The organism is Streptomyces sp. NPDC047061 (assembly GCF_040643955.1).
GTDB lineage: Bacteria > Actinomycetota > Actinomycetes > Streptomycetales > Streptomycetaceae > Streptomyces.
This window is the reverse complement of record NZ_JBEYVI010000022.1, coordinates 151,108-171,640: the sequence shown is the minus strand read 5'-3', so window position 1 is coordinate 171,640 and position 20,533 is coordinate 151,108. Positions and strand designations below refer to the sequence as shown.

The following is a 20,533-nucleotide window of genomic DNA, read 5'->3' as shown; positions in this document are numbered from 1 at the left end:
AGGGGCCGGGCGGGACGTTTGGCGGCGCGGGTCCCGATGCGGTCACGGTCCGGACGCGTGCCGGTCACCGGGCCCGGGCGGGAGTGTCAGTGGGGTCTGAGAGAGTGGGGTTCATGAGCGCAACGGGTACGGGCACGGGGCATGTCGTCGTCATCGGGGCCGGGATCGCGGGGCTGGCCGCGGCGCACCGGCTGCTGGAGCGCGGCGCGCGCGTGACCGTGCTGGAGGCCTCGGAGAGAGTCGGCGGCAAGCTGCTGCCCGGCGAGATCGCGGGCGTGCGGGTCGACCTGGGCGCCGAGTCGATGCTGGCCCGCCGGCCCGAGGCGGTCGCCCTCGCGCGCGAGGCGGGCCTCGGCGAGCGGCTGCAGCCGCCGGCCACCGCCACCGCCTCGATCTGGACCCGGGGCGCCCTGCGCCCCATGCCCAAGGGCCATGTCATGGGCGTCCCCGGCACCGCCGCCGCACTGTCCGGGGTGCTGTCCGACGAGGGCCTCGCCCGCATCGAGCGCGACGCCGACCTGCCCCGCACGGAGGTCGGCGACGATGTGGCCGTGGGGGAGTACGTGGCCGCGCGGCTGGGCCGGGAGGTCGTCGACCGGCTGGTCGAGCCCCTGCTCGGCGGGGTCTACGCGGGCGACGCTTACCGCATCTCGATGCGCTCGGCGGTCCCGCAGCTCTACCAGGCCGCGAAGACGCACGACTCGCTGACGGAGGCCGTCCGCGAGATCCAGGCCAAGGCGGTCGCGGGTCGGCAGACCGGGCCGGTCTTCATGGGCATCGCGGGCGGCGTCGGCACCCTGCCGCTCGCGGTGGCCGAGTCGGTCCGGGCCCGCGGCGGCGAGATCGTCACCGGCGCCCCCGTGACGGAGCTGCGCCGGGTGCGGGCCGACGGGGCGGGCGCGGCCGACCGTGACGGCTCCCGGGCCGCCGTCGGCTCCGGGGCGGTGGACGCGGACGGCTCGCGCACCGCCTGGCGCGTCGTCGCCGGGGACCGGGTGCTGCACGCCGACGCGCTGGTCGTCGCCGTTCCGGCGCCCGTCGCCGCCGGCCTGCTGCGCGCCGAGGCGCCCGCCGCCGCGGCGGAGCTGTCCGCCGTCGAGTACGCCTCGATGGCCCTGGTCACCCTCGCCTACCGGCGCGCCGACCTGGCCCTCCCCGAGGGCAGCGGCTTCCTCGTCCCGCCCGTCGACGGCCGCACCATCAAGGCGTCCACGTTCGCCTCCCAGAAGTGGGGCTGGATCGCCGACGAGGACCCGGACGTCGTCGTCCTGCGCACCTCGGTCGGCCGGTACGGCGAGACCGAGGTCCTCGGCCGCGAGGACGCCGCTCTCGTCGACGTCTCCCGGCACGACCTGCACGCGGCCACCGGCCTGGACGCGGCGCCCGTCGCCACCCGTGTCACCCGCTGGACCGACGGCCTGCCCCAGTACCCGGTCGGCCACCACGCACGCGTGGCCCGCGTCCGCGAACAGGTCGCCAAGCTCCCGGGACTCGCGGTCTGCGGGGCGCAGTACGACGGCGTCGGCATCCCCGCCTGCATCGCGAGCGCGTACGCGGCGGTGGACCAGCTGGCGGGCGACCTCGGCGGCGTCGAGGAGCTGACGGCCAACCCGGTGCAGAGCCTGCACGGCGGAGCGGGAGAATAGGGACCATGAGTGACGACGCCCCCACCACCGAGTCCGGCAGGATCCCGAACAAGGGCAAGCTGGCCAAGGACCTCAACGAGGTCATCCGCTACACCCTGTGGTCGGTCTTCAAGCTGAAGGACGTGCTGCCCGAGGACCGCGCGGGCTACGCCGACGAGGTCCAGGAGCTGTTCGACCAGCTCGCCGCCAAGGACGTGACCGTCCGCGGCACCTACGACGTCTCCGGACTGCGTGCCGACGCCGATCTGATGATCTGGTGGCACGCGGAGACCAGCGACCAGCTGCAGGAGGCGTACAACCTCTTCCGCCGCACGAAGCTGGGCCGCGCCCTCACGCCGGTCTGGTCGAACATGGCGCTGCACCGCCCCGCCGAGTTCAACCGCTCGCACATCCCGGCCTTCCTCGCCGACGAGACCCCGCGCAACTACGTCAGCGTGTACCCGTTCGTGCGGTCGTACGACTGGTACCTGCTGCCCGACGAGGACCGCCGCCGGATGCTCGCGGACCACGGCAAGATGGCCCGCGGCTACCCGGACGTGCGCGCCAACACGGTCGCCTCGTTCTCGCTCGGCGACTACGAGTGGCTGCTGGCCTTCGAGGCCGACGAGCTGTACCGCATCGTCGACCTCATGCGCCACCTGCGCGCCTCCGAGGCCCGGATGCACGTCCGCGAGGAGGTCCCGTTCTACACCGGGCGCCGTAAGTCGGTGGCCGATCTGATCGCCGGGCTCGCCTGACAACCAGCGGGTCATCGGCCCGGCCGGGGGTCCGGCCCGCCGCGCAGCGGCAGTCGGGAACGGTGTCCCCCGGGAGATGCGGCACGGGCCGCCGCAAGGACGTCGCGGAGCTGGTCGCGGGCCTCGCCTGACCGGTCGTCAGTGTCGGCCGGCCTTGCCCTTCAGGGAGTCCCGCAGGGCCTTCCGCCGGGCAAGGTCGGCCGCCGGCTTCGGCTCGGCGTGGCCCGCACAGGAGGCGCGCCGGTCCGGGAGCCTGCCCTCCAGCAGGTAGGCCTCCAGGTAGCCGTTCACGCACTTGTTGGGGCCGCCGCCGATGCCGTGTGTGCCCGCGTCCCGCTCGGTCACCAGCACCGAGTCGGCCAGCCGCCGGTTCATCTCCAGCGCACCCGAGTACGGCGTGGCCGCGTCCCGCTCGGCCTGCAGGATCAGCGTCGGCGGCAGCTCACCGGGGCCCGTGCGCACGTCGAGGGGCTTCTGCCGGGCGACCGGCCAGTACGCGCACGGCAGGTTCATGAAGGCGTTGTCCCAGGTCTCGAAGGGCGCCACCCGGGCCAGCCGGGTGTTGTCCCGGTCCCAGGTGGCGAAGGCCCTCGGCCAGGATGCGTCGTTGCACTCGACGGCCGTGTAGACCGCGTTGCCGTTCTCCGCCTCGGCGGCCGTCTCCGCCACCGGCGCCGCCAGCCGGACCAGCGGCTTGGCGTCCCCCTTCAGGAACTTCGACAGCGCCTCCGCCCGGCTCGGCCAGAAGTCGTCGTAGTACCCGGCCGACAGGAACGCGCCCTGCAACTGCCCCGGCCCGACCTTCCCGCCGGCCGCCTTCTTCGCCAGCCGCCGGCTCGCCTTGTCGTAACTCGCCTGCACCTTCGCGGCCGTGTCGCCGAGCCCGTACACGTCGTCGTGCTTGGCGATCCACGCCCGGAAGTCCGCCCAGCGGCCCTCGAACGCGGCCGACTGCTCCAGGTTGTCCCGGTACCAGATCCGCTCCGGGTCCGGGTTCACCGCCGAGTCCAGCACCATCCGCCGGACGTGCGAGGGGAAGAGGGTCGCGTACAGCGCGCCGAAGTAGGTGCCGTACGAGGCACCCATGAAGGTCAGCCGGTCCTCGCCGAGCGCCGCGCGCAGCACGTCCAGGTCCCGGGCGTTGTTGAGCGAGGTGTAGTGGCGGAGCTTGCTCCCGGAGCGCTTGAGGCAGCCCTTCGCGTATGCCTTCGCCTCCTTGATCCGCGCCTTCTTGTACGACTCGGAGGGATGCGTCGGCGACTGCGACGGTGCCTTGAAGAAGTGCTTGGGGTCGACGCAGGACAGCGGGGCGGAGCGGTCCACGCCGCGCGGGGCGTAGCCGACCAGGTCGTAGGCGGCGGCGATGCGCTTCCACTCGGGCAGCACGCCGATCATCGGGAAGAGCATGCCGGAGGCGCCGGGGCCGCCCGGGTTGTAGACCAGGACGCCCTGCCGGGGCACCTTGCGCTTGCTGTTGTGCGGGTCCTTGTGGGTGGCCACGACCCGGCTGACGGTCAGTCTGATCTGCTTGCCGTCCGGGTGCGCGTAGTCCAGCGGGACGCTCACCGTGCCGCACCGGAAGGTGTCCGGCGCCTCCAGGTCGGCGGCGCACTTTCCGAAGTCGATGCCCTCGGCGCGTGCCCGCGCGGCGGCCACGGCGGTACCGCGCATTTCGGCCGTCGACGCGTCCGGGACGCGGGGGGCGCTCCCGGCCGGGGCGGCGGCCAGGGTGGTCAGGATCAGGGACCCGGCGGCCGAGTACAGGGCGGGGGCTCTCAATGGCGTATCCCTTCGGTGCACGGCTGCGGTGGCGTGGCGGCAACGGCGCCACAGCGACTGCACGGCAGCAATAAAAGGGATATTTCGACCGGTTGTCGGCGAAGGCAAGCACCATCGGGCCGGTGTCGGCGCATTGCCCCCTATGCGCCCCCGCTCACTCCCGCGGAAGCTGGTCCCGGTGTGCGAAGGCCGCACGCAGCTCCGGCTCACCGATCGCGCGGATGCCGCGCACCGCGACGGAGGTCAGCAGCGAGTGGTCGTCGACCGCGCGGTTCGCCCGCCGGTGCAGCGCGCCCAGCAGCCGCAGCCCCGCCGGGGAGGCCCAGCGCGAGTACGGGTGCACCTCGACCCGGGCGATGGCCAGGCAGCTCAGCGTCAGGGCGAGGGGCAGCGCGAACCAGACGGCGACCAGGTCGCGCGGCATCTCGGTCGGGGCGGGCAGCGTGAGCGCGGCGACGCCCAGCCCGAGGACGGCCAGTGCGGCGGCCCGGACCTGCCGGACGCCGGACGCGACCGTGGTCCGCGCCGCCGCGTCGGGCACCGCGAGCCCCGCTCGCACCAGCCCCTCGCCGAGACTGCGCACGGCGTCCGTGTCGGCCGCCGCGGAGCGCACCGGCGCTATCCGCGACTGCCCCTCGGGTCCTATGGCCCCTATCACCGACCGCTCCATCTCGTCCCGCCCCCGCGGGTCCACGACGGTCGCCCAGCCGGTGTGGGCGAGCAGCAGCCGCCGTTGCCTGGCCATGGACACCAGCGTCAGGTCGGCGACCCGCGCGGGCCCGCCGGACAGGAACGCGGCCTCGTACAGCGTCAGATCGTGTCCTCGGCCCGCGTCCGCGTCGACGACCGCCGTCCGTACGGCGGCCAGGCACAACCGGGTGCAGGCGGTGCCGGCGACGGCCCAGGCCAGGAGCAGGAGAAGGACCCAGAACATGACATGTTTCTATGCCAGCGGCCTGGCCACCGCCATGCCCTGTTCACATTCCGGACCGAGTGTTGTCGGTCTGTGACGTTCCGCTTCCCGCGCAGGTCAGGGGTTCTGGGACGGCTGCTCCGGGCTGGCGGTGGCGGGCGGCAGCGTGTACGTCGAGGACGGCGACGCGGCCGGTGCCGGTGCCGCCGTGACCGGGGTCGCGTCGGCGGGGGCGACGACCGGCGGTGAGGCCACGGGGGAGGGGGTGGTGGCCAACTGCTGCGCCAGCGTGGCGAAGTCGACGTAGCCCGTCGCCTCCAGGACCTTGATGTGGTCCAGGACGGTGGTGTTGGCGTCGTCGGCGAGGTCGCGGACCAGCGTGTTCTGGGTGGCGGCGCGGACCTGGGCGACCACGGAGAAGACCCGGCCGTGGGCCAGCCGCACGATGTTCGCGAACTCCCGGTCGAAGTCCTGTCCCTGCGCGGCGCTCAGCGTGGCGAGCCACTGCTGCTGCTGGGCGTTGGGCCCGTTCGGGATCGGCACGCCGAGCTGGGTGGCGACGGTGCGGACGTGGGCGTCGAGGGAGGTGTGCCCGTCGACGAGGTGCTGACCCGCCGTCCGTACGGCCGCCGTGGTGCCCTTCTCCTCCGCCATCTCCCCGGCCGGCAGCTCCCAGAGCCCGGCGAGCCGGACCTTCACGATGAAGTCGCGGTCCTGCGCGGACAGCGGGCCGTACGCCGTCGACACGGTCTGGGCGCTGAGCACGTTCACCGAGCCGGTCGGGTCCGAGCGGTCGGCGTACGACCAGATCGGAAACACCAGGGCGGCGAGGGTCGCCGCGAGACAGACGATGATCAGCGTGGTCCCGCTGAACATGCCTCGTCCCTGGACGGGGGGTCGGGGTCGCGCGCGCATGATGCCTCCTGCACCGCACGGTGGGGCTTCGCCGTGCGGGGTTGGCATATTACCGACGGGAAGCTTCGGCCGGGTTCCGGGTGCGGGCCGGTGGGGGTTGATCGCGCAGTTCCCCGCGCCCCTTACGGGGCGCTGCCCAGCCGCGCCCTTCCGAGCCACCCAGCTGCGGGCAGGCGTGCCGCAGGGCGGCACGGGTGGGCGCTGGGGGTCCCCCCGGCCGAAGGCTGGGGGAGGCACCCTGCAAGCGCCGGTAAGCGTCCCCCCGGCCACTAACCCCGCCGCAGCAGCACCCTCCGCGCAAGCGAGCGTCGAGGGGCGAGCCCCGCACGCTCCAGCCACCACTGCTCCAACCGTCGACGAGACTCGGTGCCCCCCTCCCGCAGCAGCACCCCCGCGAACTCCAGCGCGTCCCGCCGGTAGCCCCCCGTCATCGGCCGCTCCTGCGCATACGCCAGGAACGCCGCCCGGTACCCCGCTCCCAGGATCCCCGGCAGCTCCGGCGCCACCTTCGCCACCACGTCCGCCCGCTTCGCGGCCAGCGCCCGCGCCTGCACCCCCATCCGCACCCGGTCGAACCCCTCCGGCACCGGTGTCCCCGCGACCAGCGACGACAGCACCGCCGCCTGCGCGAGCCCGACCCGCTGCCGGGTGGCGTCGGGGACCTCGGGCGCGGTCGCCGTGGCCGAGGGCTCCCACTGCCCGCCGCCCGCCGCACCGCCCGCCGCCACGGCCGCCCGGATCGCCGCCAGCTCCCGCTCCAGCTCGGCCGGTTCGGGGAAGTTCTCGTCCCGCTCCAGCAGCACGCCCGACGGCGCCACCCGGGACGCGAGCCGGGTCAGGACGTCCAGGACCGCCGGGGGCACCGGATGGGCGTGGCTGTCGTGCCAGACGCCGTCCCGCTCGAAGCCGCCCGCGACATGGACGTAGGCGATGGCCTCGACGGGGAGTTCGGCGAGCGCCTCGGCCGGGTCCTCACCGCGGTTGACGTGGTTGGTGTGCAGGTTCGCCACGTCGATCAGCAGCCGTACCCCGGTGCGGTCCACGAGGTCGTACAGGAACTGGCCCTCGGTCATCTCCTCGCCCGGCCAGGCGATGAGCGCGGCGATGTTCTCGACGGCGAGCGGCACGGGCAGCGCGGCCTGGGCGATCCGGACGTTCTCGCAGAGCACGTCGAGGGCGTCCCGGGTGCGGGGGACGGGGAGCAGATGGCCCGCTTCCAGGGCGGCCGACGCCGTGCGCGGACCGCCCGCGCGGACGAACGCGATGTGCTCGGTGACCAGCGGCGAGCCCAGTGCCGCCACCCGCTCGGCGAGGGCGGCGAGCCGGTCCTCGTCCGGGCGGTCCGCGCCGCCGAGACCCAGTGAGACGCCGTGCGGTACGACCGTCACCCCGCGCTCGCGCAGCCGCCGCAGCGATTCGGGGAGGTGGCCCGGGCAGGTGTTCTCGGCCACGACCTCGACCCAGTCGATGCCCGGCATGCGCTCCACGGCGTCCGCGATCTCCGGCCGCCAGCCGATGCCCGTTCCCAGCCGCTCCAGAGCCATGGCCGTCCCCCCTGCTGCTTCGAGTGAGGGGGGTATGGCCCCGGAGCGCGCCCGCGAACCGCGTTGCCTGCCGCTTCAGAGCAACATTTGAGGTTCGGGGCGCGCTCCGGGGAGCTCTCCGGCTACTGGCCGAGCAGGCCGAGCGAGTCCGTCGGGTCCGGGCGGCCCGTGTTCACCGTGCCCGGCTCGCCGGGGGAGGGCTTGGACGTGGTCCGCACGTTGCCGCTGGCCTGTGCGGCCGGCGCGGAGGGCGCCACCACCCCCGGCGCCGGCGCCGCCGGACCGGTCGGGCTGGCCGTGGCCGCGCCCGCGACCTCGTTGGCGATGGCCTCGAAGTCGACCTTGCCGGTCTTCTCCAGGATCGTGATGTGGTCGAGCACGGTCTGGTTGGTGTCGGAGGCGAGCTGCCGCACCAGGCTGTTGCGCGTGGAGTTACGTATCGCCCCGACCGCGGGGAAGATCTTGCCGTGCGCGGCCCGCAGCAGGTTCACGAACTTGTACTCGTACTCCGCCCCGGTCGCTGCCGACATCTCGTTCAGCCAGCCCTGCTGCTGTTCGTTCGGCACGTTGGGCAGCTCGACGCCCAGCTGCGCCGCGACGATCCGGACCCGCCTGTCGAGGTCGGTGTGGCCGACGATCAGGTGGTCGCCGGCCTCCTTGATCGCCGTGCTCGGCGCCCGCTGGATCGCCTGCTGTCCGGCCGGCAGCTCCCAGAGCCCGGCCAGCCGGACCCGCACGATGAGATCCCGGTCGGCGGCGGTCAGCGGGCCCCACTGGGTCGCCACGGTGCCCGCCGCCACGTTCGCCTGCCCGGTGCCGGAGCGGTCGGCGTACGACCACACGGGATAGGCGAGCGCGCAGAGCGTGGTGGCCAGGGCCGCCATGATCAGGGCCGTTCCGTTGAAACGCCGCAAGGGATGCCTCCCCGTGTCGCTGGTTCAGTGCCAGGACGTACGAGTGAGGCGACAGCGGTGTTCAAACAAACGGCAAAGTTTCCAAGGAAAGGTAAAAAAGCCGAGGTCGGGATAGATGGTTTGACAATCGAGCATCTCCATGTTCAAGCTTATCTGTCTCGAAAATCGAGATACATGAACATCGAGGAAAGCGGTCGTCATGCACGTCCTGGTCATAGGCGGCGGTACCGGCGGGATGTGCCTGGCACACGGTCTGAAGAAGGCCGGTGTCTCCGTCGCGGTGTACGAGCGTTACGGCTCCCGGAGCGACGGCCTGTACGGCTACCGGGTCGGCATCGACCCCGCCGGCAGCCGCGCCCTGCACGAGTGCCTGCCGCCCGACCTCTTCACCACGTTCGTCGACACCTGCGCCCGGGACCCCCGGTACTTCAACGTGCTCACCCAGTCGAAGCGCACCACCGCCTCCATCGAGCTGCCCGAGGCGGCCGACGCGGTGGACAGCGAACGCTCCGTGTCCCGCTCGACCCTGCGCCAGGTGCTGTTCACCGGCATGGACGACGTCGTGCACCACGGCAAGGAGTTCACCCGCTACGAACAGCACCCGGACGGCGGGGTCACCGCCCACTTCGCCGACGGCACCACCGCGACCGGTGACGTCCTGGTCGCCGCCGACGGCACCCGCTCCGCCGTACGCCGGCAGTACCTCCCGCACGCGGAGATCAGGGACACCGGGATCACGGCCGTCGCCACCAGGACCCCGCTCACGCCCGAGACCCGCGCCCTGCTCTCGGACGAGGTGCTCAACGGACTCTCCCTGATCTTCGGCACCAAGGGCCTCGTCGGCATGCTCCACGTCATGGAGTTCAAGTGGGACGCCGAGGGCCGGCCCAAGAACCCCGCCGACAAGGCGCTCCTGGACAACTGGTCGGGCCTGCGGTTCGACAACACCCACGACTACATCAACCTGTCCGTGTGGAGTTCCCACGCCCACTTCCCCGAGGACACCGCCCGGCAGCGCGGCAAGCAGCTCGTCGACACGGTTCTGGGAGTGACCCGCAACTGGCACCCGGACCTGCGCAGGATCTTCGAACTGTCCGACCCGGCGGCCGCGTTCCCGCTGAGGATCGCCACCTCGGTCCCCGTCGACCCGTGGCCTACGACCACCGTCACCCTGCTCGGCGACGCCATCCACACCATGACCCCGGGCCAGGGTGTCGGCGCCAACACCGCGCTGCGCGACGCCTCGCTGCTCTGCCGGGAACTGACCGCCGCCGCCCGCGGCGACAAGCCGCTGCTCACCGCGATCGGCGACTACGAGGCGGAGATGATCCCCTACGGCTTCACCCGCGTCGCCGAGTCCCTCGACAACAACGGCACCAGCGGCGACGACCCGCTCTACCGGCCCGTCACCGGCCGCCTCGCCCTCTTCGCCACCCGCAGCTTCTTCAGCGCGACCGGCAAGGTCCCCGCCCTGCGCCGCAGGTTCCTCGCCGACCTGTACGCCTACCGGGGCGCCGACACCGACTGACCGCGCGCTAACCGCGGAGCGCGGGGTGGTCCGCGACCACCGTGCAGCTGCCCGGCGCGATCTCGGTGAACCCGGCGTCCCGCACCAACGGCAGCCCGCTGCCGGTCAGTTCACGCCACTCGGCCGGATCGGCGGGCCGTACGGCGAGCGGGAACCCGGCGTCCCGCCAGGCGTCCCGATCCTCCTGCGACAGCGCCCACCAGGCCAGTTGCGCCCCGTGCCCGGCCTGCGCCATCGCCTTGCCGGCCGACATCTCCAGCTCCGGGTTCAGCCACAGCACGGGCGCGGACCGGTCCGCGCCCACGGGCGGCTCCGGATCGTCCAACTCCGTCCCGGACACCTGCAACTTGGCCAGCTCCTTGGGCCACCCGTCCAGGGGAACGGGCGGAAACACCCGTACCTCGGCGGACTTCCCCGTGAGGGTGATCCCGGGCAGCTCCCCGGCCCGCCGCCACTCGGCACCGCGGGCCCGCCGCACGACCTTCCGGATCCGCGCGTCCTCCCAGTCCCGAAGGGCCTGCGCCCACTCGCCGTCCCCGAGCGCCCGCGGGTCGCTGAGCAGGGTCAGGACAGCCCGAGCGGCGGTTTCGAGTGCGTCGGTGCGCGCAGGAGGAGCGGACTTCTCTATCCGCACGACAAGGGGCAGCACAAACTGGGGTGCTTCGTCACGTGCGGTGGGTTCGGTTCGAAAAGGACTGCCGTCGGGTGACTTCGAATCAACGCTCACCACATCACCCTAAGGGGCGCGGGGAACTGCGCGACCAGCCACGATCAGCCCGCAGACCGAAGCGGTGCACACCCCCACGGCGAAACCGCACGACAATACGTGCATGCACCGTGATCTTGAACTGGCCCGCGTAGGCCGCCGCTACGGCATACGCGGCCCCTGGGTGTTACGAGGCGTCGACCTCACCATCACCCCCGGCTCCCTCACCCGCGTGGAGGGAGCGAACGGCACCGGCAAGTCCAGCCTGCTCCGTCTCGTCGCCGGCATAGACACCCCCACCGAGGGCCGCATCACCGGCCGCCCCCGCACCGCGTACGTACCCGAGCGCTTCCCCGCCGCCCTGCCCTTCACCCCCTCCGGCTACCTCACCCATCTCGGCACCGTCCACGGACTCTCCCGTCGGTCGGCCGCCGCCCGCGCAGCGAACTGGCTGGAGCGGTTCGGCGCCGCGGCCTACGCGGCCACACCCATGGCCCAGCTCTCCAAGGGCACCAGCCAGAAGGTCGCGGTCGCCCAGGCGCTGCTCGCCGACCCCGAACTCCTCGTCCTCGACGAGGCCTGGACCGGTCTCGACGCCGAGGCCCGTGCCGAACTGGAGCGGGCCGTCGCCGAGCGCACCGCCGCCGGGGGCGCCGTCGTGTTCGTCGACCACGATCCCCGGCGCCTCGCGGGCGTGCCCGACGCGGTCCACCAGGTCGTCGACGGCACCCTCAGACCCCGTACCGAGCCGACGGCCGCACCCGTCGGCCCGCTCACCCTCGTCACCGTCCGGGGCCCGGCCGGCGGCCGGCTGCCCGCCGACGCGACGCGCCCGGCGGCCTCGGCCGAGGAACCGGCCCCCGGCACCTACCGTCTTACGGTTCCCGCGTCCCACTCGGACGTGGTGCTGCGTGCCCTCCTCACGGCCGACCCGCCCTGGCACGTGGTCTCCGTCAGTGCCCCGGACGTCCCACCGGACGAGAGAGACCGCCCATGACCGCACTCCTCCGCTACCAGACCGATCTCCTCCTGCGCTCCCAGCGCTGGCTGCCCCCGGTGATCCTGTACGCCGTGTTCCTGGGCGTGGGCGTGCAGAGCGGTCAGCCGGTGCTGGACTCGCTCGGCTACACGGCCGCCGCGCTGCTGCCGGTGGCCGCCTGGCTGGTACGGATCTGCGTCACCGGCGAACCGGCCGCCGCCCGCGCCTGCGTCATCGCGGCGCGCGGTCCGGCCAGGACCCATCTGGCCGCCCTGCTCACCGCCTTCTTCGCCGCCGCCCTGCTCGGCACCGCGGCCACGCTCGTCGTGACGGTGATCAGCCGGCACGCCACCAACGACCACCGGCTGCCCGTACCACCCCTGCGGGCCGGCACCGCCGGTCTCCTCGCGACCCTCGCCTGCGCGCTGCTCGGCAGTGCCGTCGGCGCGCTCACCAACCGGCCGCTGCTGCGCTCGCCGGGCCGGGCGGTGCCCACCATGCTGCTGGCCGCGCTGCTCTCGACGGTGGTCGCGGGCTCCCCGGCGCACGCGGCCGTCAGCGGCCTGGTCACCGGCTCGGAGTCCGGCCGGATCCCGGTCTCCCCGCTCCCGGTGGCCGCGGCGGCCCTGCTCACCACCGCGGCCTTCGCCCTGGCCTGCGCCGTCAACGGCCGCCGCTCACCCTGAACAGGCGGCCCGCTGCGCCTCCTGCCACTCGCAGCGCGGACACATCGTGATGCCCTTGTACGACTCCGGGTACTCCGTCGGCTCCCGGCACAGCACGCACTCCGCGAACGGCGGCCCCTCCGCCGGCGCCGGCTGCGCCGCCACCCCGTCGGTCGTGCAGTAGCCCTCGTCGCTCATCCCTCCAGCGTAGACAGGTTTCCGCCGGTGGAAGTACAGGCAGCCGGATCGAGGATCGATGGAGGTCCGGCTCGGACATGGCCGGCCCGGTTGGTGTCGGTTCCGTCGGGTCGGCAGTGTGGACGGCGGGCGGAGCTTCCCCCGGGAGGCTCGCCCCGGCCCGAACACCCATGGCACATCACTGCTCTTCCAGGAGCCTCTTCCCGTGAACGCGAAACTCCCCGGCGGCACCCTGCGCCTGTCGGACACCCTCACCCTCACCCGCGTCGGCTTCGGCGCACTCCAGCTCGCCGGCCCGATGGCCCACGGCCCGCCGCGCGACCGCGACGAGGCTCTCGCCGTACTGCGCGACGTGGCCGACGCCGGGATCACCCACCTGGACACCAGCGACTACTACGGTCCGCACCTCGTCAACGGACTGATCCGTGAAGCCCTCCACCCCTACCGCGACGGCCCTGGAGGACGTCCCCGACCCCGGTCACGGCAGCGCGGGCTGAGGGAGGAGGCACACACCATGTCCACCCCCAGCCCCGTGCACCGCACCCTGGTCCTCTCCGGCAGTCTGCGCCACGCGTCCGTGACCACCCTGATCGCCCGGACCGCTCTCGCCCAGGCCGGTCCCGGACACGAGGTGACCCTCGCCGCCCGCCTGGACGGACTGCCCCTGTTCAACGAGGACCTGGACACCGACCGGCCGCCACCGCAGGTCGCCGCCCTGCGCGCCCAGGTCGGCGGCGTCGACAGCCTCTTCGTCCTCACGCCCGTCTACAACGCCGGCATCTCGGCGGCGCTGAAGAACGCCATCGACTGGCTCTCCCGCCCCCGTGACCACTGCGAACTGGCGGCCAAGCCCGTCGCGGGCCTGGTCGTCGGCTACCACTCACAGGGGGCGGAACACCAGCTCAACACCATCCTGCGGGCCACCGGCGCCACGCCCCTGACCGTCCCCCTCCCGATGCTCGGGCTGCGCACCATCGACCAGCGTGACATCACGGGGGACCCGCGGGTGCACCGAACCGTCCGGGACACCCTCGACGTCCTCCGCCGGGCACCCGCGCACGCACCGGGGTGACATCGGCCCGCCCGGTCACCGGTGACCGGGCGTCTGCCCGATCAGCTCGGACACCTTCACGAACCGGAAGCCCCGCGCGCGCAGCTCCGGCACGACGGTCCGCACCACCTGGTCGGTGGTCGGGGCGGCGCTGCGGGTGCAGTGCATGACGACCACGGAACCCGGCTTCACCCCGTCCAGCACCTGTTTGGTGACCGCGTCGGCGTCCGTCGCGAACGCGTCCCCGCTCACCACGTCCCACTGCACCGCGGTGACCCCGAGGGCGCCGACCGCGCGCAGCGCCTGCCGGTCGTAACAGCCGCCGGGGAACCGGAAGTACGGCATCGGGTGCGGAACCCCGGCGCGGAGCAGCGCGGCGTAGGCACGCTCCACGTCCGACTTCATGTGCGCGGCGGAGACGGTCGGCAGGCCGTAGCAGTCACCGGTGAAGGCGTAGTGGCTGTAGGAGTGGTTGGCGACCTCGAACTGCGGGTCGCGGCCGAGGGAGCGGGCCTGGGCCGGGTACTGGTCGGCCCAGCGGCCGGTCATGAAGATCGTGGCCGGCACCTTCAGCCTGCGCAGGGTCGCGATCAGCGCCGGGTTGTCGAAGTGCTCGCCGGCGGCCGCGCGGGGCCCCTGGTCGGCGGTCATGTCGGCGTCGAAGGTGAGGGCGACGGTCTTGCCCAGGGTGCGCGGGCCGTTCATGAAGACGGGCGCCGCCCCGCCGGGGCCGGGGGTGAGCGTGGGCGGCGGGGTGGCGGACGAGGAGGCCCTGGCGGGGGCCGGGGGGCCGGCATGGGGTGCCTCGTTGGCGCCGCAGGCGGCGAGCGCGGCGCCCAGGGCGACGCAGACGGCGGTCGTACCGGTAAGACGGCGTACTGGTCGGATCACCGTATGAACGTAGGGCGGAATGTCCGTTTTTCTCGGGTGGCGCGGCGGACCGTGCGGCGCCGGGTCACCCGGGCGGCGGCCCGGTCCGCAGGGTGCTGTCGGCGATCCCGGCCGGGGCGTTGCCGTTCGGCCCCGGCTGCTGCCGTCCGGCCCGCTCCAGGAACCGCAGCAGCTCCACCGGGAACGGCAGGACCAGGGTGGAGTTCTTCTCGGCGGCCACCGCCACGATCGTCTGCAGCAGCCGCAGTTGCAGGGCCGACGGGGTGTCCGCCATCTGCTGGGCCGCCTCGGCCAGCTTCCGGGAGGCCTGGAGCTCGGCGTCGGCGTTGATGATCCGGGCCCGGCGCTCCCGGTCGGCCTCGGCCTGGCGGGCCATCGAGCGCTTCATCGTGTCCGGCAGGGACACGTCCTTGATCTCGACCCGGTCCACCTGCACGCCCCAGCCCACGGCCGGGCTGTCGATCATCAGCTCCAGGCCCTGATTGAGTTTCTCGCGGTTGGAGAGCAGGTCGTCCAGGTCGCTCTTGCCGATGATGGAGCGCAGCGAGGTCTGGGCCATCTGCGAGACGGCGAACTTGTAGTCCTCGACCTTGACCAGCGCGCTCACCGCGTCGACCACCCGGAAGTAGACGACCGCGTCCACGCGCACGGTCACGTTGTCGCGGGTGATGCCCTCCTGGGCGGGGACCGGCAGCGTGACGATCTGCAGGTTGACCTTGTACAGCCGGTCCACGAACGGGATCACCAGATTGAAGCCGGGCGTCCGTACGTCACCCGTGACCCGGCCGAGCCGGAACAGCACGCCGTGCTCGTACTGCTTGACGACCCGCGCGCCGGCGGCCAGGTACAGCGCGCCGAAGCACAGCGCCGCCACCACCGCGACCAGCAGCTCCTGAACCATCACGACCCCCAGGTAAAGAGGTCCGATATTTCCGTTGCTGTAACGATATGCCCGACAGGAGGGTCGGGGCCACGGCCGCCGGGAAGCAGGTCCGGGCCGGGATGCCGAGGGGCGTCGGCACCCCGGCCCGGGGCGGCCGCCGGTTCAGACGGCCGTGACCGAGGGGTCATGACCTTGGGGTCATGACCTTGGGGTCGTGGCTCAGGCCGCTGTGACCTTCACCGGCTCGGTGTTCGCGTCGCTGTGCCGCTCGGCCCAGCTCTCCAGCGCGGTCCGGCAGGCGTGGTCGAGGTGGTGCAGCCCGGAGAGGTCCACCCGGACCGGGCGGTCCTGGGGCAGCGCCTCCAGACTGTCGAGGATCTTCGGCAGCCGCAGGAAGGTCGCGTTGCCCGACAGGTAGGCGTCGACAGGCCCCGAGCCCTTGTCGACGACCTCCAGCTTCAGGTGCGAGGCCTCCCACGCCGTCTTGACGATCGACAGGGCGAGCCCGATCAGCACCCCCTCGAACATGCTCACCGCGACGATGGACACCGCCGTGACGACGAGGACGATCGCCTCGCCCCGGTGCTCGCGCCACAGCACGGCCAGCGCGCGCACCGGGATCAGCTGGGCGCCCGAGTAGACGAGGATTCCGGCGAGCGCCGGGATCGGTAGGTAGCTCAGCACCCCCGGCAGCAGCGCCGCGAACAGCAGCAGCCAGACGCCGTGCAGAACCCGCGACGCCTTGGTGCGGGCGCCCGCCTGGACGTTGGCCGCGCTGCGGACGATCACCGCGGTCATCGGCAGCGCGCCGAGCACCCCGCAGAGCGCGTTGCCCGCGCCCTGGGCGATCAGCTCCTGGTTGTACCGGGTGCGCGGACCGCTGTGCAGCCGGTCCACGGCCGCCGCGCTGAACAGCGACTCGGCGGACGCGATCAGCGTGAACGCGACGATCGTGCCGATCAGCCCGACGCTCGCCAGCTCGCCGAAGGCGCTCAGCGGGGGCGGCTGGACGGAACCCAGCAGCCCGTGCACCTCGACGGTGGCCACCGGAAGGCTCAGGAGGAACGCGGCCAGGGTGGCGAGGCCGACGGCGGCCAGCGGCCCGGGGACCGTCCGTACCTTCGCCGGGGCGTACTTCCACAGCACGAGGACCGCGATGGTGCCGGCGCCGAGGGCCAGCGAGGCCAGCGCCCTGCCGTCCCCGAGGGCGTCCAGGAACGCCCCGGGCAGCCCGGCGATCTTGCCGGGGCCCGACTCGGGGGCCTTGGCGGCGAGCGCCGGATACAGCTGGCCGGCGATGAGCACCAGACCGATTCCGGCCAGCATGCCCTCGACGACCGAGACCGAGATGGCCCGGAACCAGCGCCCCAGCCTCAGGACGCCCATGGTGATCTGCAGGACGCCGGTGGCCAGCACGATCACCCCGAGCAGCGGCAGCCCGAACTCCCGCACCGCCTCGAAGACGAGCACGGTCAGGCCGGCGGCCGGCCCCGACACCTGAAGGCTGCTGCCGCGCAGCATCCCGGTGACGAGACCGCCCACGATGCCGGTGACCAGGCCGAGTTCGGCCGGGACACCGGAGGCGACGGCCACGCCCACGCAGAGCGGGAGCGCGACCAGGAAGACGACGAGAGAGGCGGCGAAGTCCTGCCGTATGTAAGGGAACTTGATGTGGGGGAACTTGGTCATCGCGACGCTCACAGGGTCTCGAACGCGTCGGTGTCGGCGCGGTGTTCGCGCACGGCACCGGTGTGGACCTCGTAGTACCAGCCGCGCAGGGTCAGTTCGCCCTCCGCCAGCTTCCTGTCGATGAACGGGTACGAGCGCAGCCGCAGCAGCTGGGCGAGCACATGGCTCTGCACGCCCTCGGCCACGGCCGGATCCTCGACCGCCCCGGTCGGGCGCGGCTCGGCACTCGCCAGCCAGTCCCGGACGGCGGGTACGGCGGTCAGGTCGTCGCCGCGCACCAGCGCGCCGACCGCGCCGCAGTGCGAGTGCCCGCAGACGACGATGTCGCGGACGCCGAGCACCTCCACGGCGTACTCGATGGTGGCCGCCTCGCTGGTGGGGTGGACCGAGGCGTACGGCGGGACGATGTTGCCCGCGGTGCGCAGCTCGAAGAGCTCGCCCGGGCGGGCACCGGTGATCAGGGCCGGGACGACCCGGGAATCGGAGCAGGTGATGAAGAGCACCTGCGGAGACTGGCCTTCGGCGAGCCTGGCGAACTCCTCAGGGCGCTGTCCGAACGTACGGGCGTTGTCGATGAGGGGCTGCATGGTGTGTGGGTTCCTCCTGGCGCGCTACAGCGGCGCGTCGGGCTTGCACGACGTCTGTGGGGGGATGAGGGGCATGGAGAGCCCGGGGCAGAGCCCGTCCCGTCAGCAGCGGAAGACCTGAAGCGTGGCCGGTGAGTGGGCTCTCGACGCTCTTGACGTGCCGTGGTGCCTGGCCGGGGGAGGCCCCGGGGTGCGTATGGCCTCCGTGTGCCGGGGGCCGGGCTGACGGTCGTCCGCCCAGCCGGCGGTGGCGCTGCGATGGCGGTCGGCGGTCTGCGGCGGGCTGGGGGGCTCGCCGCAGCGGCCGTGGTCCCGGAGGGCGGGCGAGGCGTCGCGCACGGCCTTCGCCGAGGGGTGCGGCCCGGGCTGGGCTTTGGCCTCGACATGACTGAGGGTGTGCGCGGTTGCGAAGGTTGCCGTAGGTGCGAAGAACTGGACGGCGAGCAGGGTGGCGGCCAGGAGCGCGAGCACGGTCCGGGCCGTCGTACCTCGGAACATGGGCCCCCCTCGCGGCAGTTCACGCCTCTCGTGCGCACCAAGCACAGGTCAATGATTGGTCAAGAAACACGTTAACCCTGCAAAGTTGTTTGCAGGGTTAACTCGGCGTTGCGAACCGAAGAGAGCGTGAAAAATGCCGGTGGCGTGGCCTGATCAGGCTCTTGACCCGAGGAGCTTGATCAAATAAGGGCCGGTCGCGGGGGCTGCTCGGGGTGTGCTCAGGGTTTACTCGGGTGCCACGAAGGCCTTGCCGTCCCGGGCCAGGGCCGTGAGTCGCGATATCGCGCGGAAGTACTTCTTCCGGTAGCCGCCGTTCAGCATCTCCTCGCTGAACAGCTTGTCGAAGGGCATCCCGGAGGCCAGGACCGGGACCTCGCGGTCGTAGAGCCGGTCCGCGAGGACCACGAGCCGCAGCGCGGTCGACTGGTCCGGCACCGGCCGGACGTCCGTCAGGCAGACGGCCGACACGCCGTCGGTCAGCGCGCCGTACCGGCTGGGGTGCACCTTGGCCAGGTGGTCCAGGAGGTGCGGGAAGTCGTCGAGCGAGGCGCCCGGGGTGGCGTACGCCGCCTTCGTCACCTGTTCGTCGGAGTACGGCGCCGGCGCCTCGGGCAGGCCGCGGTGGCGGTAGTCCTCGCCGTCGATGCGCAGGGCACGGAAATGGGCCGACAGGCCCTGGATCTCGCGCAGGAAGTCGGCGGCGGCGAACCGGCCCTCGCCGAGCTTGCCGGGCAGGGTGTTGGAGGTGGCGGCGAGCGCGACACCGGCGTCCACCAGCCGGCCCAGCAGCGTCGACACCAGGACGGTGTCGCCGGGGTCGTCCAGCTCGAACTCGTCGATGCACAGCAGGCGGTGGCCGGAGAGGGTCTGCACGGTCTGCTGGAAGCCGAGGGCGCCGACCAGGTTGGTCAGCTCCACGAAGGTGCCGAACGCCTTCAGCGCGGGCTCGGCCGGGGTGGCGTGCCAGAGCGAGGCCAGCAGGTGGGTCTTGCCGACGCCGTACCCGCCGTCGAGATAGACCCCACGCGGTCCGGCGGGCACCTTGGCCGCCCTGGCCCTCCCGAAGCCGAGAAAGCCGCGCCTGCCGCCGGCCACCGCGTGCGCCCCGCCGAGACCGCCGGCGAACCCTTCCAGAACCCGTACGGCCTCGGTCTGGCTCGGCTGGTTCGGGTCCGGGATGTAGGTGGCGAAGCGGACCGAGTCGAAGCGGGGTGGCGGCACCATCTCGGCGACCAGCCGGTTTGCGGGGACGTGCGGGGAACGGGCGCACAGCGACAGCGGGGCCGCGTCGGCTATGGGGCTGACCTCGGATGCGGCGGGAGAAGACGACACGGTTACCCATGCTAGTTGCCGTGCCACACTGCACGGCATGCGACGCCTGTTCCCTGTGACCGAACAAACAGCAGCCCGGGCCTCCGGCGGTTCGGCCGAGGAGCTGCGGTTCGCGGGTGGCGCGGGTGCCTCCGGCGGTTCGGCCGAGGAGCTGCGGTTCGCGGGTGGCGCGGGTGCCTCCGGCGCGGAGGCCGAGGGGGCGGCCCACGGGGGTGGGGGTTACGGCTCCTCCGGCGGTGCGGCCGACGGGGTGCGTGCCGAGGGGGTGCGTGCCTTCGCTTCCGGTTTCGTCGATCGGGAGTGGAGCCTCGGGGAGCTGGCGCTCGCCTATGCCTATCCCGAGTCCGCCGGGCGGGAGGTCTGGCTGCGGGCCAACATGGTGTCCACGCTCGACGGGGCCGGTCAGCACGACGGGCGGTCGCAGCCCATCTCCGGTACGGCCGACATGCGGATCTTCGGCACCCTGCGAGGGCTCGCGGACATCGTCGTCGTGGGCGCGGAAACGGTACGGCAGGAGGAGTACCGGCCGGTACGCGAGCGGGCGGAGTTCGCCGGCGCCCGGGCCGCGGCGGGGCAGGCCAGGGTCGCCGCGGTCGCCGTCGTCAGTGCGAGCCTCGACCTCGACTTCTCGCTCCCGCTGTTCACCTCGCCCCTCGTGCCCACGCTCGTCCTGACCGGCGCGGCGGCCGCCCCCGACCGCGTCGCCGCCGCCGAGCGGGCCGGCGCCCGGGTGGTGGTCGCCGGTGACGGCGCCGGCGTCGACCCCGCCCGCGCGGTCCGCGCCCTCGCCGGCCTCGGCCACACCCGGCTGCTCACGGAGGGCGGCCCTAGGCTGCTCGGGCAGTTCATCGCCGCCGGTGTCCTCGACGAGCTGTGCCTGACGCTCTCCCCGATGCTCACGGCGGGGGACGCGCAGCGGATCGCCGGGGGCCCCGGTGTCGCCGTACCCCGGCGCTTCGAACTAGTGTCCCTCCTGGAAGAGGCCGGATTCCTGTTCGGCCGCTACCGCCGGTCCTGAAAACAGCGGAATATCCCGTTCCGCTTAGCTTTCGGCGGGCAAACTGAATCCGGCAGTACC

The 20,533-nt window shown here is 72.9% G+C and carries 20 protein-coding genes; 7 read left to right on the top strand and 13 right to left on the bottom strand.

The features are described 5' to 3' along the window. Window positions 1-113: 113 nt before the first annotated feature. The gene (hemG, locus tag ABZ887_RS28750; protein WP_361295045.1) at window positions 114-1,646 is read left to right on the top strand and encodes a protoporphyrinogen oxidase; all 1,533 of its coding nucleotides are present in this window, start codon (window positions 114-116) and stop codon (window positions 1,644-1,646) included. 5 nt (window positions 1,647-1,651) lie between these two features. Further along, window positions 1,652-2,383 carry a hydrogen peroxide-dependent heme synthase gene (gene hemQ, locus ABZ887_RS28745; protein WP_361295042.1) on the top strand — a complete coding sequence of 244 codons (732 nt, stop codon included), beginning with the start codon at window positions 1,652-1,654 and terminating at the stop codon, window positions 2,381-2,383. 138 nt (window positions 2,384-2,521) lie between these two features. Here the strand turns inward: hemQ and ABZ887_RS28740 are convergent, their stop codons facing one another. From ABZ887_RS28740 to ABZ887_RS28720, 5 genes are all read right to left on the bottom strand, one after another. Next, window positions 2,522-4,162: an alpha/beta hydrolase gene (locus tag ABZ887_RS28740; protein ID WP_361295039.1), complete on the bottom strand. Its 1,641-nt coding sequence runs from the start codon at window positions 4,160-4,162 to the stop codon at window positions 2,522-2,524. Between the two features lie 154 nt (window positions 4,163-4,316). After that, window positions 4,317-5,096: a TIGR04222 domain-containing membrane protein gene (locus ABZ887_RS28735; protein ID WP_361295036.1), complete on the bottom strand. Its 780-nt coding sequence runs from the start codon at window positions 5,094-5,096 to the stop codon at window positions 4,317-4,319. A 96-nt stretch (window positions 5,097-5,192) separates the two neighbouring features. Then, window positions 5,193-5,990, bottom strand: coding sequence for a DUF4142 domain-containing protein (locus ABZ887_RS28730; RefSeq protein WP_361295033.1), 798 nt, complete (start codon window positions 5,988-5,990; stop codon window positions 5,193-5,195). A 269-nt stretch (window positions 5,991-6,259) separates the two neighbouring features. After that, window positions 6,260-7,534 carry a DUF692 domain-containing protein gene (locus tag ABZ887_RS28725; protein ID WP_361295030.1) on the bottom strand — a complete coding sequence of 425 codons (1,275 nt, stop codon included), beginning with the start codon at window positions 7,532-7,534 and terminating at the stop codon, window positions 6,260-6,262. 122 nt (window positions 7,535-7,656) lie between these two features. Then, window positions 7,657-8,448, bottom strand: coding sequence for a DUF4142 domain-containing protein (locus ABZ887_RS28720; protein WP_361295027.1), 792 nt, complete (start codon window positions 8,446-8,448; stop codon window positions 7,657-7,659). A 199-nt stretch (window positions 8,449-8,647) separates the two neighbouring features. Here ABZ887_RS28720 and ABZ887_RS28715 point away from each other — a divergent pair, with 199 nt between their 5' ends. Further along, the gene (locus tag ABZ887_RS28715; protein ID WP_361295024.1) at window positions 8,648-9,976 is read left to right on the top strand and encodes an NAD(P)/FAD-dependent oxidoreductase; all 1,329 of its coding nucleotides are present in this window, start codon (window positions 8,648-8,650) and stop codon (window positions 9,974-9,976) included. A 7-nt stretch (window positions 9,977-9,983) separates the two neighbouring features. Here ABZ887_RS28715 and ABZ887_RS28710 read toward each other — a convergent pair whose 3' ends face one another. Then, the gene (locus ABZ887_RS28710) at window positions 9,984-10,703 is read right to left on the bottom strand and encodes a peptidyl-tRNA hydrolase (protein ID WP_361295021.1); all 720 of its coding nucleotides are present in this window, start codon (window positions 10,701-10,703) and stop codon (window positions 9,984-9,986) included. 103 nt (window positions 10,704-10,806) lie between these two features. Here ABZ887_RS28710 and ABZ887_RS28705 point away from each other — a divergent pair, with 103 nt between their 5' ends. Both ABZ887_RS28705 and ABZ887_RS28700 read left to right on the top strand, forming a co-directional pair. Beyond that, complete coding sequence (locus tag ABZ887_RS28705; protein WP_361295018.1) at window positions 10,807-11,679, top strand: ATP-binding cassette domain-containing protein; 873 nt, start codon at window positions 10,807-10,809, stop codon at window positions 11,677-11,679. Continuing rightward, the gene (locus ABZ887_RS28700; protein ID WP_361295015.1) at window positions 11,676-12,347 is read left to right on the top strand and encodes an ABC transporter; all 672 of its coding nucleotides are present in this window, start codon (window positions 11,676-11,678) and stop codon (window positions 12,345-12,347) included. Before ABZ887_RS28705 ends, ABZ887_RS28700 begins: the two co-directional genes overlap by 4 nt. Here ABZ887_RS28700 and ABZ887_RS28695 read toward each other — a convergent pair. Then, window positions 12,339-12,524 carry a hypothetical protein gene (locus ABZ887_RS28695; protein WP_361295012.1) on the bottom strand — a complete coding sequence of 62 codons (186 nt, stop codon included), beginning with the start codon at window positions 12,522-12,524 and terminating at the stop codon, window positions 12,339-12,341. The genes ABZ887_RS28700 and ABZ887_RS28695 overlap by 9 nt on opposite strands. A 205-nt stretch (window positions 12,525-12,729) precedes the next feature. Here ABZ887_RS28695 and ABZ887_RS28690 point away from each other — a divergent pair, with 205 nt between their 5' ends. Then, on the top strand, window positions 12,730-13,596 hold the full coding sequence (locus tag ABZ887_RS28690; RefSeq protein WP_361295009.1) for an aldo/keto reductase: 867 nt from the start codon (window positions 12,730-12,732) through the stop codon (window positions 13,594-13,596). Between the two features lie 15 nt (window positions 13,597-13,611). Here ABZ887_RS28690 and ABZ887_RS28685 read toward each other — a convergent pair whose 3' ends face one another. From ABZ887_RS28685 to zapE, 6 genes are all read right to left on the bottom strand, one after another. Then, window positions 13,612-14,466, bottom strand: a complete 855-nt coding sequence (locus ABZ887_RS28685; RefSeq protein ID WP_361295006.1) for a polysaccharide deacetylase family protein — start codon at window positions 14,464-14,466, stop codon at window positions 13,612-13,614. Between the two features lie 64 nt (window positions 14,467-14,530). Continuing rightward, a complete protein-coding gene (locus tag ABZ887_RS28680; protein ID WP_361295078.1) occupies window positions 14,531-15,367 on the bottom strand; it encodes a slipin family protein in 837 nt (278 codons plus the stop codon). Between the two features lie 201 nt (window positions 15,368-15,568). Beyond that, on the bottom strand, window positions 15,569-17,038 hold the full coding sequence (locus ABZ887_RS28675; protein ID WP_361295003.1) for a SulP family inorganic anion transporter: 1,470 nt from the start codon (window positions 17,036-17,038) through the stop codon (window positions 15,569-15,571). An 8-nt stretch (window positions 17,039-17,046) separates the two neighbouring features. Continuing rightward, window positions 17,047-17,625 carry a carbonic anhydrase gene (locus ABZ887_RS28670; RefSeq protein ID WP_361295000.1) on the bottom strand — a complete coding sequence of 193 codons (579 nt, stop codon included), beginning with the start codon at window positions 17,623-17,625 and terminating at the stop codon, window positions 17,047-17,049. Window positions 17,626-17,727: 102 nt separating this feature from the next. Further along, entirely contained in the window at window positions 17,728-18,123 is a 396-nt protein-coding gene (locus tag ABZ887_RS28665) for a hypothetical protein (RefSeq protein WP_361294997.1), read from the bottom strand. A gap of 225 nt (window positions 18,124-18,348) precedes the next feature. After that, on the bottom strand, window positions 18,349-19,455 hold the full coding sequence (gene zapE / locus ABZ887_RS28660; RefSeq protein ID WP_361294994.1) for a cell division protein ZapE: 1,107 nt from the start codon (window positions 19,453-19,455) through the stop codon (window positions 18,349-18,351). A 250-nt stretch (window positions 19,456-19,705) separates the two neighbouring features. On the opposite strand from zapE, the gene ABZ887_RS28655 reads away from it, so the two are divergent. Next, window positions 19,706-20,473, top strand: a complete 768-nt coding sequence (locus ABZ887_RS28655) for a pyrimidine reductase family protein (RefSeq protein WP_361295074.1) — start codon at window positions 19,706-19,708, stop codon at window positions 20,471-20,473. Window positions 20,474-20,533 lie beyond the last annotated feature (60 nt).

What these genes read in the sequence shown, in the direction of transcription:
- ABZ887_RS28675 (WP_361295003.1), bottom strand. Translation starts at nt 17,038, where the DNA reads ATGACCAAGTTCCCCCACATCAAGTTCCCTTACATACGGCAGGACTTC.
- ABZ887_RS28715 (WP_361295024.1), top strand. Translation starts at nt 8,648, where the DNA reads ATGCACGTCCTGGTCATAGGCGGCGGTACCGGCGGGATGTGCCTGGCA.
- ABZ887_RS28730 (WP_361295033.1), bottom strand. Translation starts at nt 5,990, where the DNA reads ATGCGCGCGCGACCCCGACCCCCCGTCCAGGGACGAGGCATGTTCAGC.
- ABZ887_RS28725 (WP_361295030.1), bottom strand. Translation starts at nt 7,534, where the DNA reads ATGGCTCTGGAGCGGCTGGGAACGGGCATCGGCTGGCGGCCGGAGATC.
- ABZ887_RS28670 (WP_361295000.1), bottom strand. Translation starts at nt 17,625, where the DNA reads ATGCAGCCCCTCATCGACAACGCCCGTACGTTCGGACAGCGCCCTGAG.
- ABZ887_RS28695 (WP_361295012.1), bottom strand. Translation starts at nt 12,524, where the DNA reads ATGAGCGACGAGGGCTACTGCACGACCGACGGGGTGGCGGCGCAGCCG.
- ABZ887_RS28700 (WP_361295015.1), top strand. Translation starts at nt 11,676, where the DNA reads ATGACCGCACTCCTCCGCTACCAGACCGATCTCCTCCTGCGCTCCCAG.
- ABZ887_RS28705 (WP_361295018.1), top strand. Translation starts at nt 10,807, where the DNA reads ATGCACCGTGATCTTGAACTGGCCCGCGTAGGCCGCCGCTACGGCATA.
- ABZ887_RS28665 (WP_361294997.1), bottom strand. Translation starts at nt 18,123, where the DNA reads ATGTTCCGAGGTACGACGGCCCGGACCGTGCTCGCGCTCCTGGCCGCC.
- hemG (WP_361295045.1), top strand. Translation starts at nt 114, where the DNA reads ATGAGCGCAACGGGTACGGGCACGGGGCATGTCGTCGTCATCGGGGCC.
- hemQ (WP_361295042.1), top strand. Translation starts at nt 1,652, where the DNA reads ATGAGTGACGACGCCCCCACCACCGAGTCCGGCAGGATCCCGAACAAG.
- ABZ887_RS28680 (WP_361295078.1), bottom strand. Translation starts at nt 15,367, where the DNA reads ATGGTTCAGGAGCTGCTGGTCGCGGTGGTGGCGGCGCTGTGCTTCGGC.
- ABZ887_RS28735 (WP_361295036.1), bottom strand. Translation starts at nt 5,096, where the DNA reads ATGTTCTGGGTCCTTCTCCTGCTCCTGGCCTGGGCCGTCGCCGGCACC.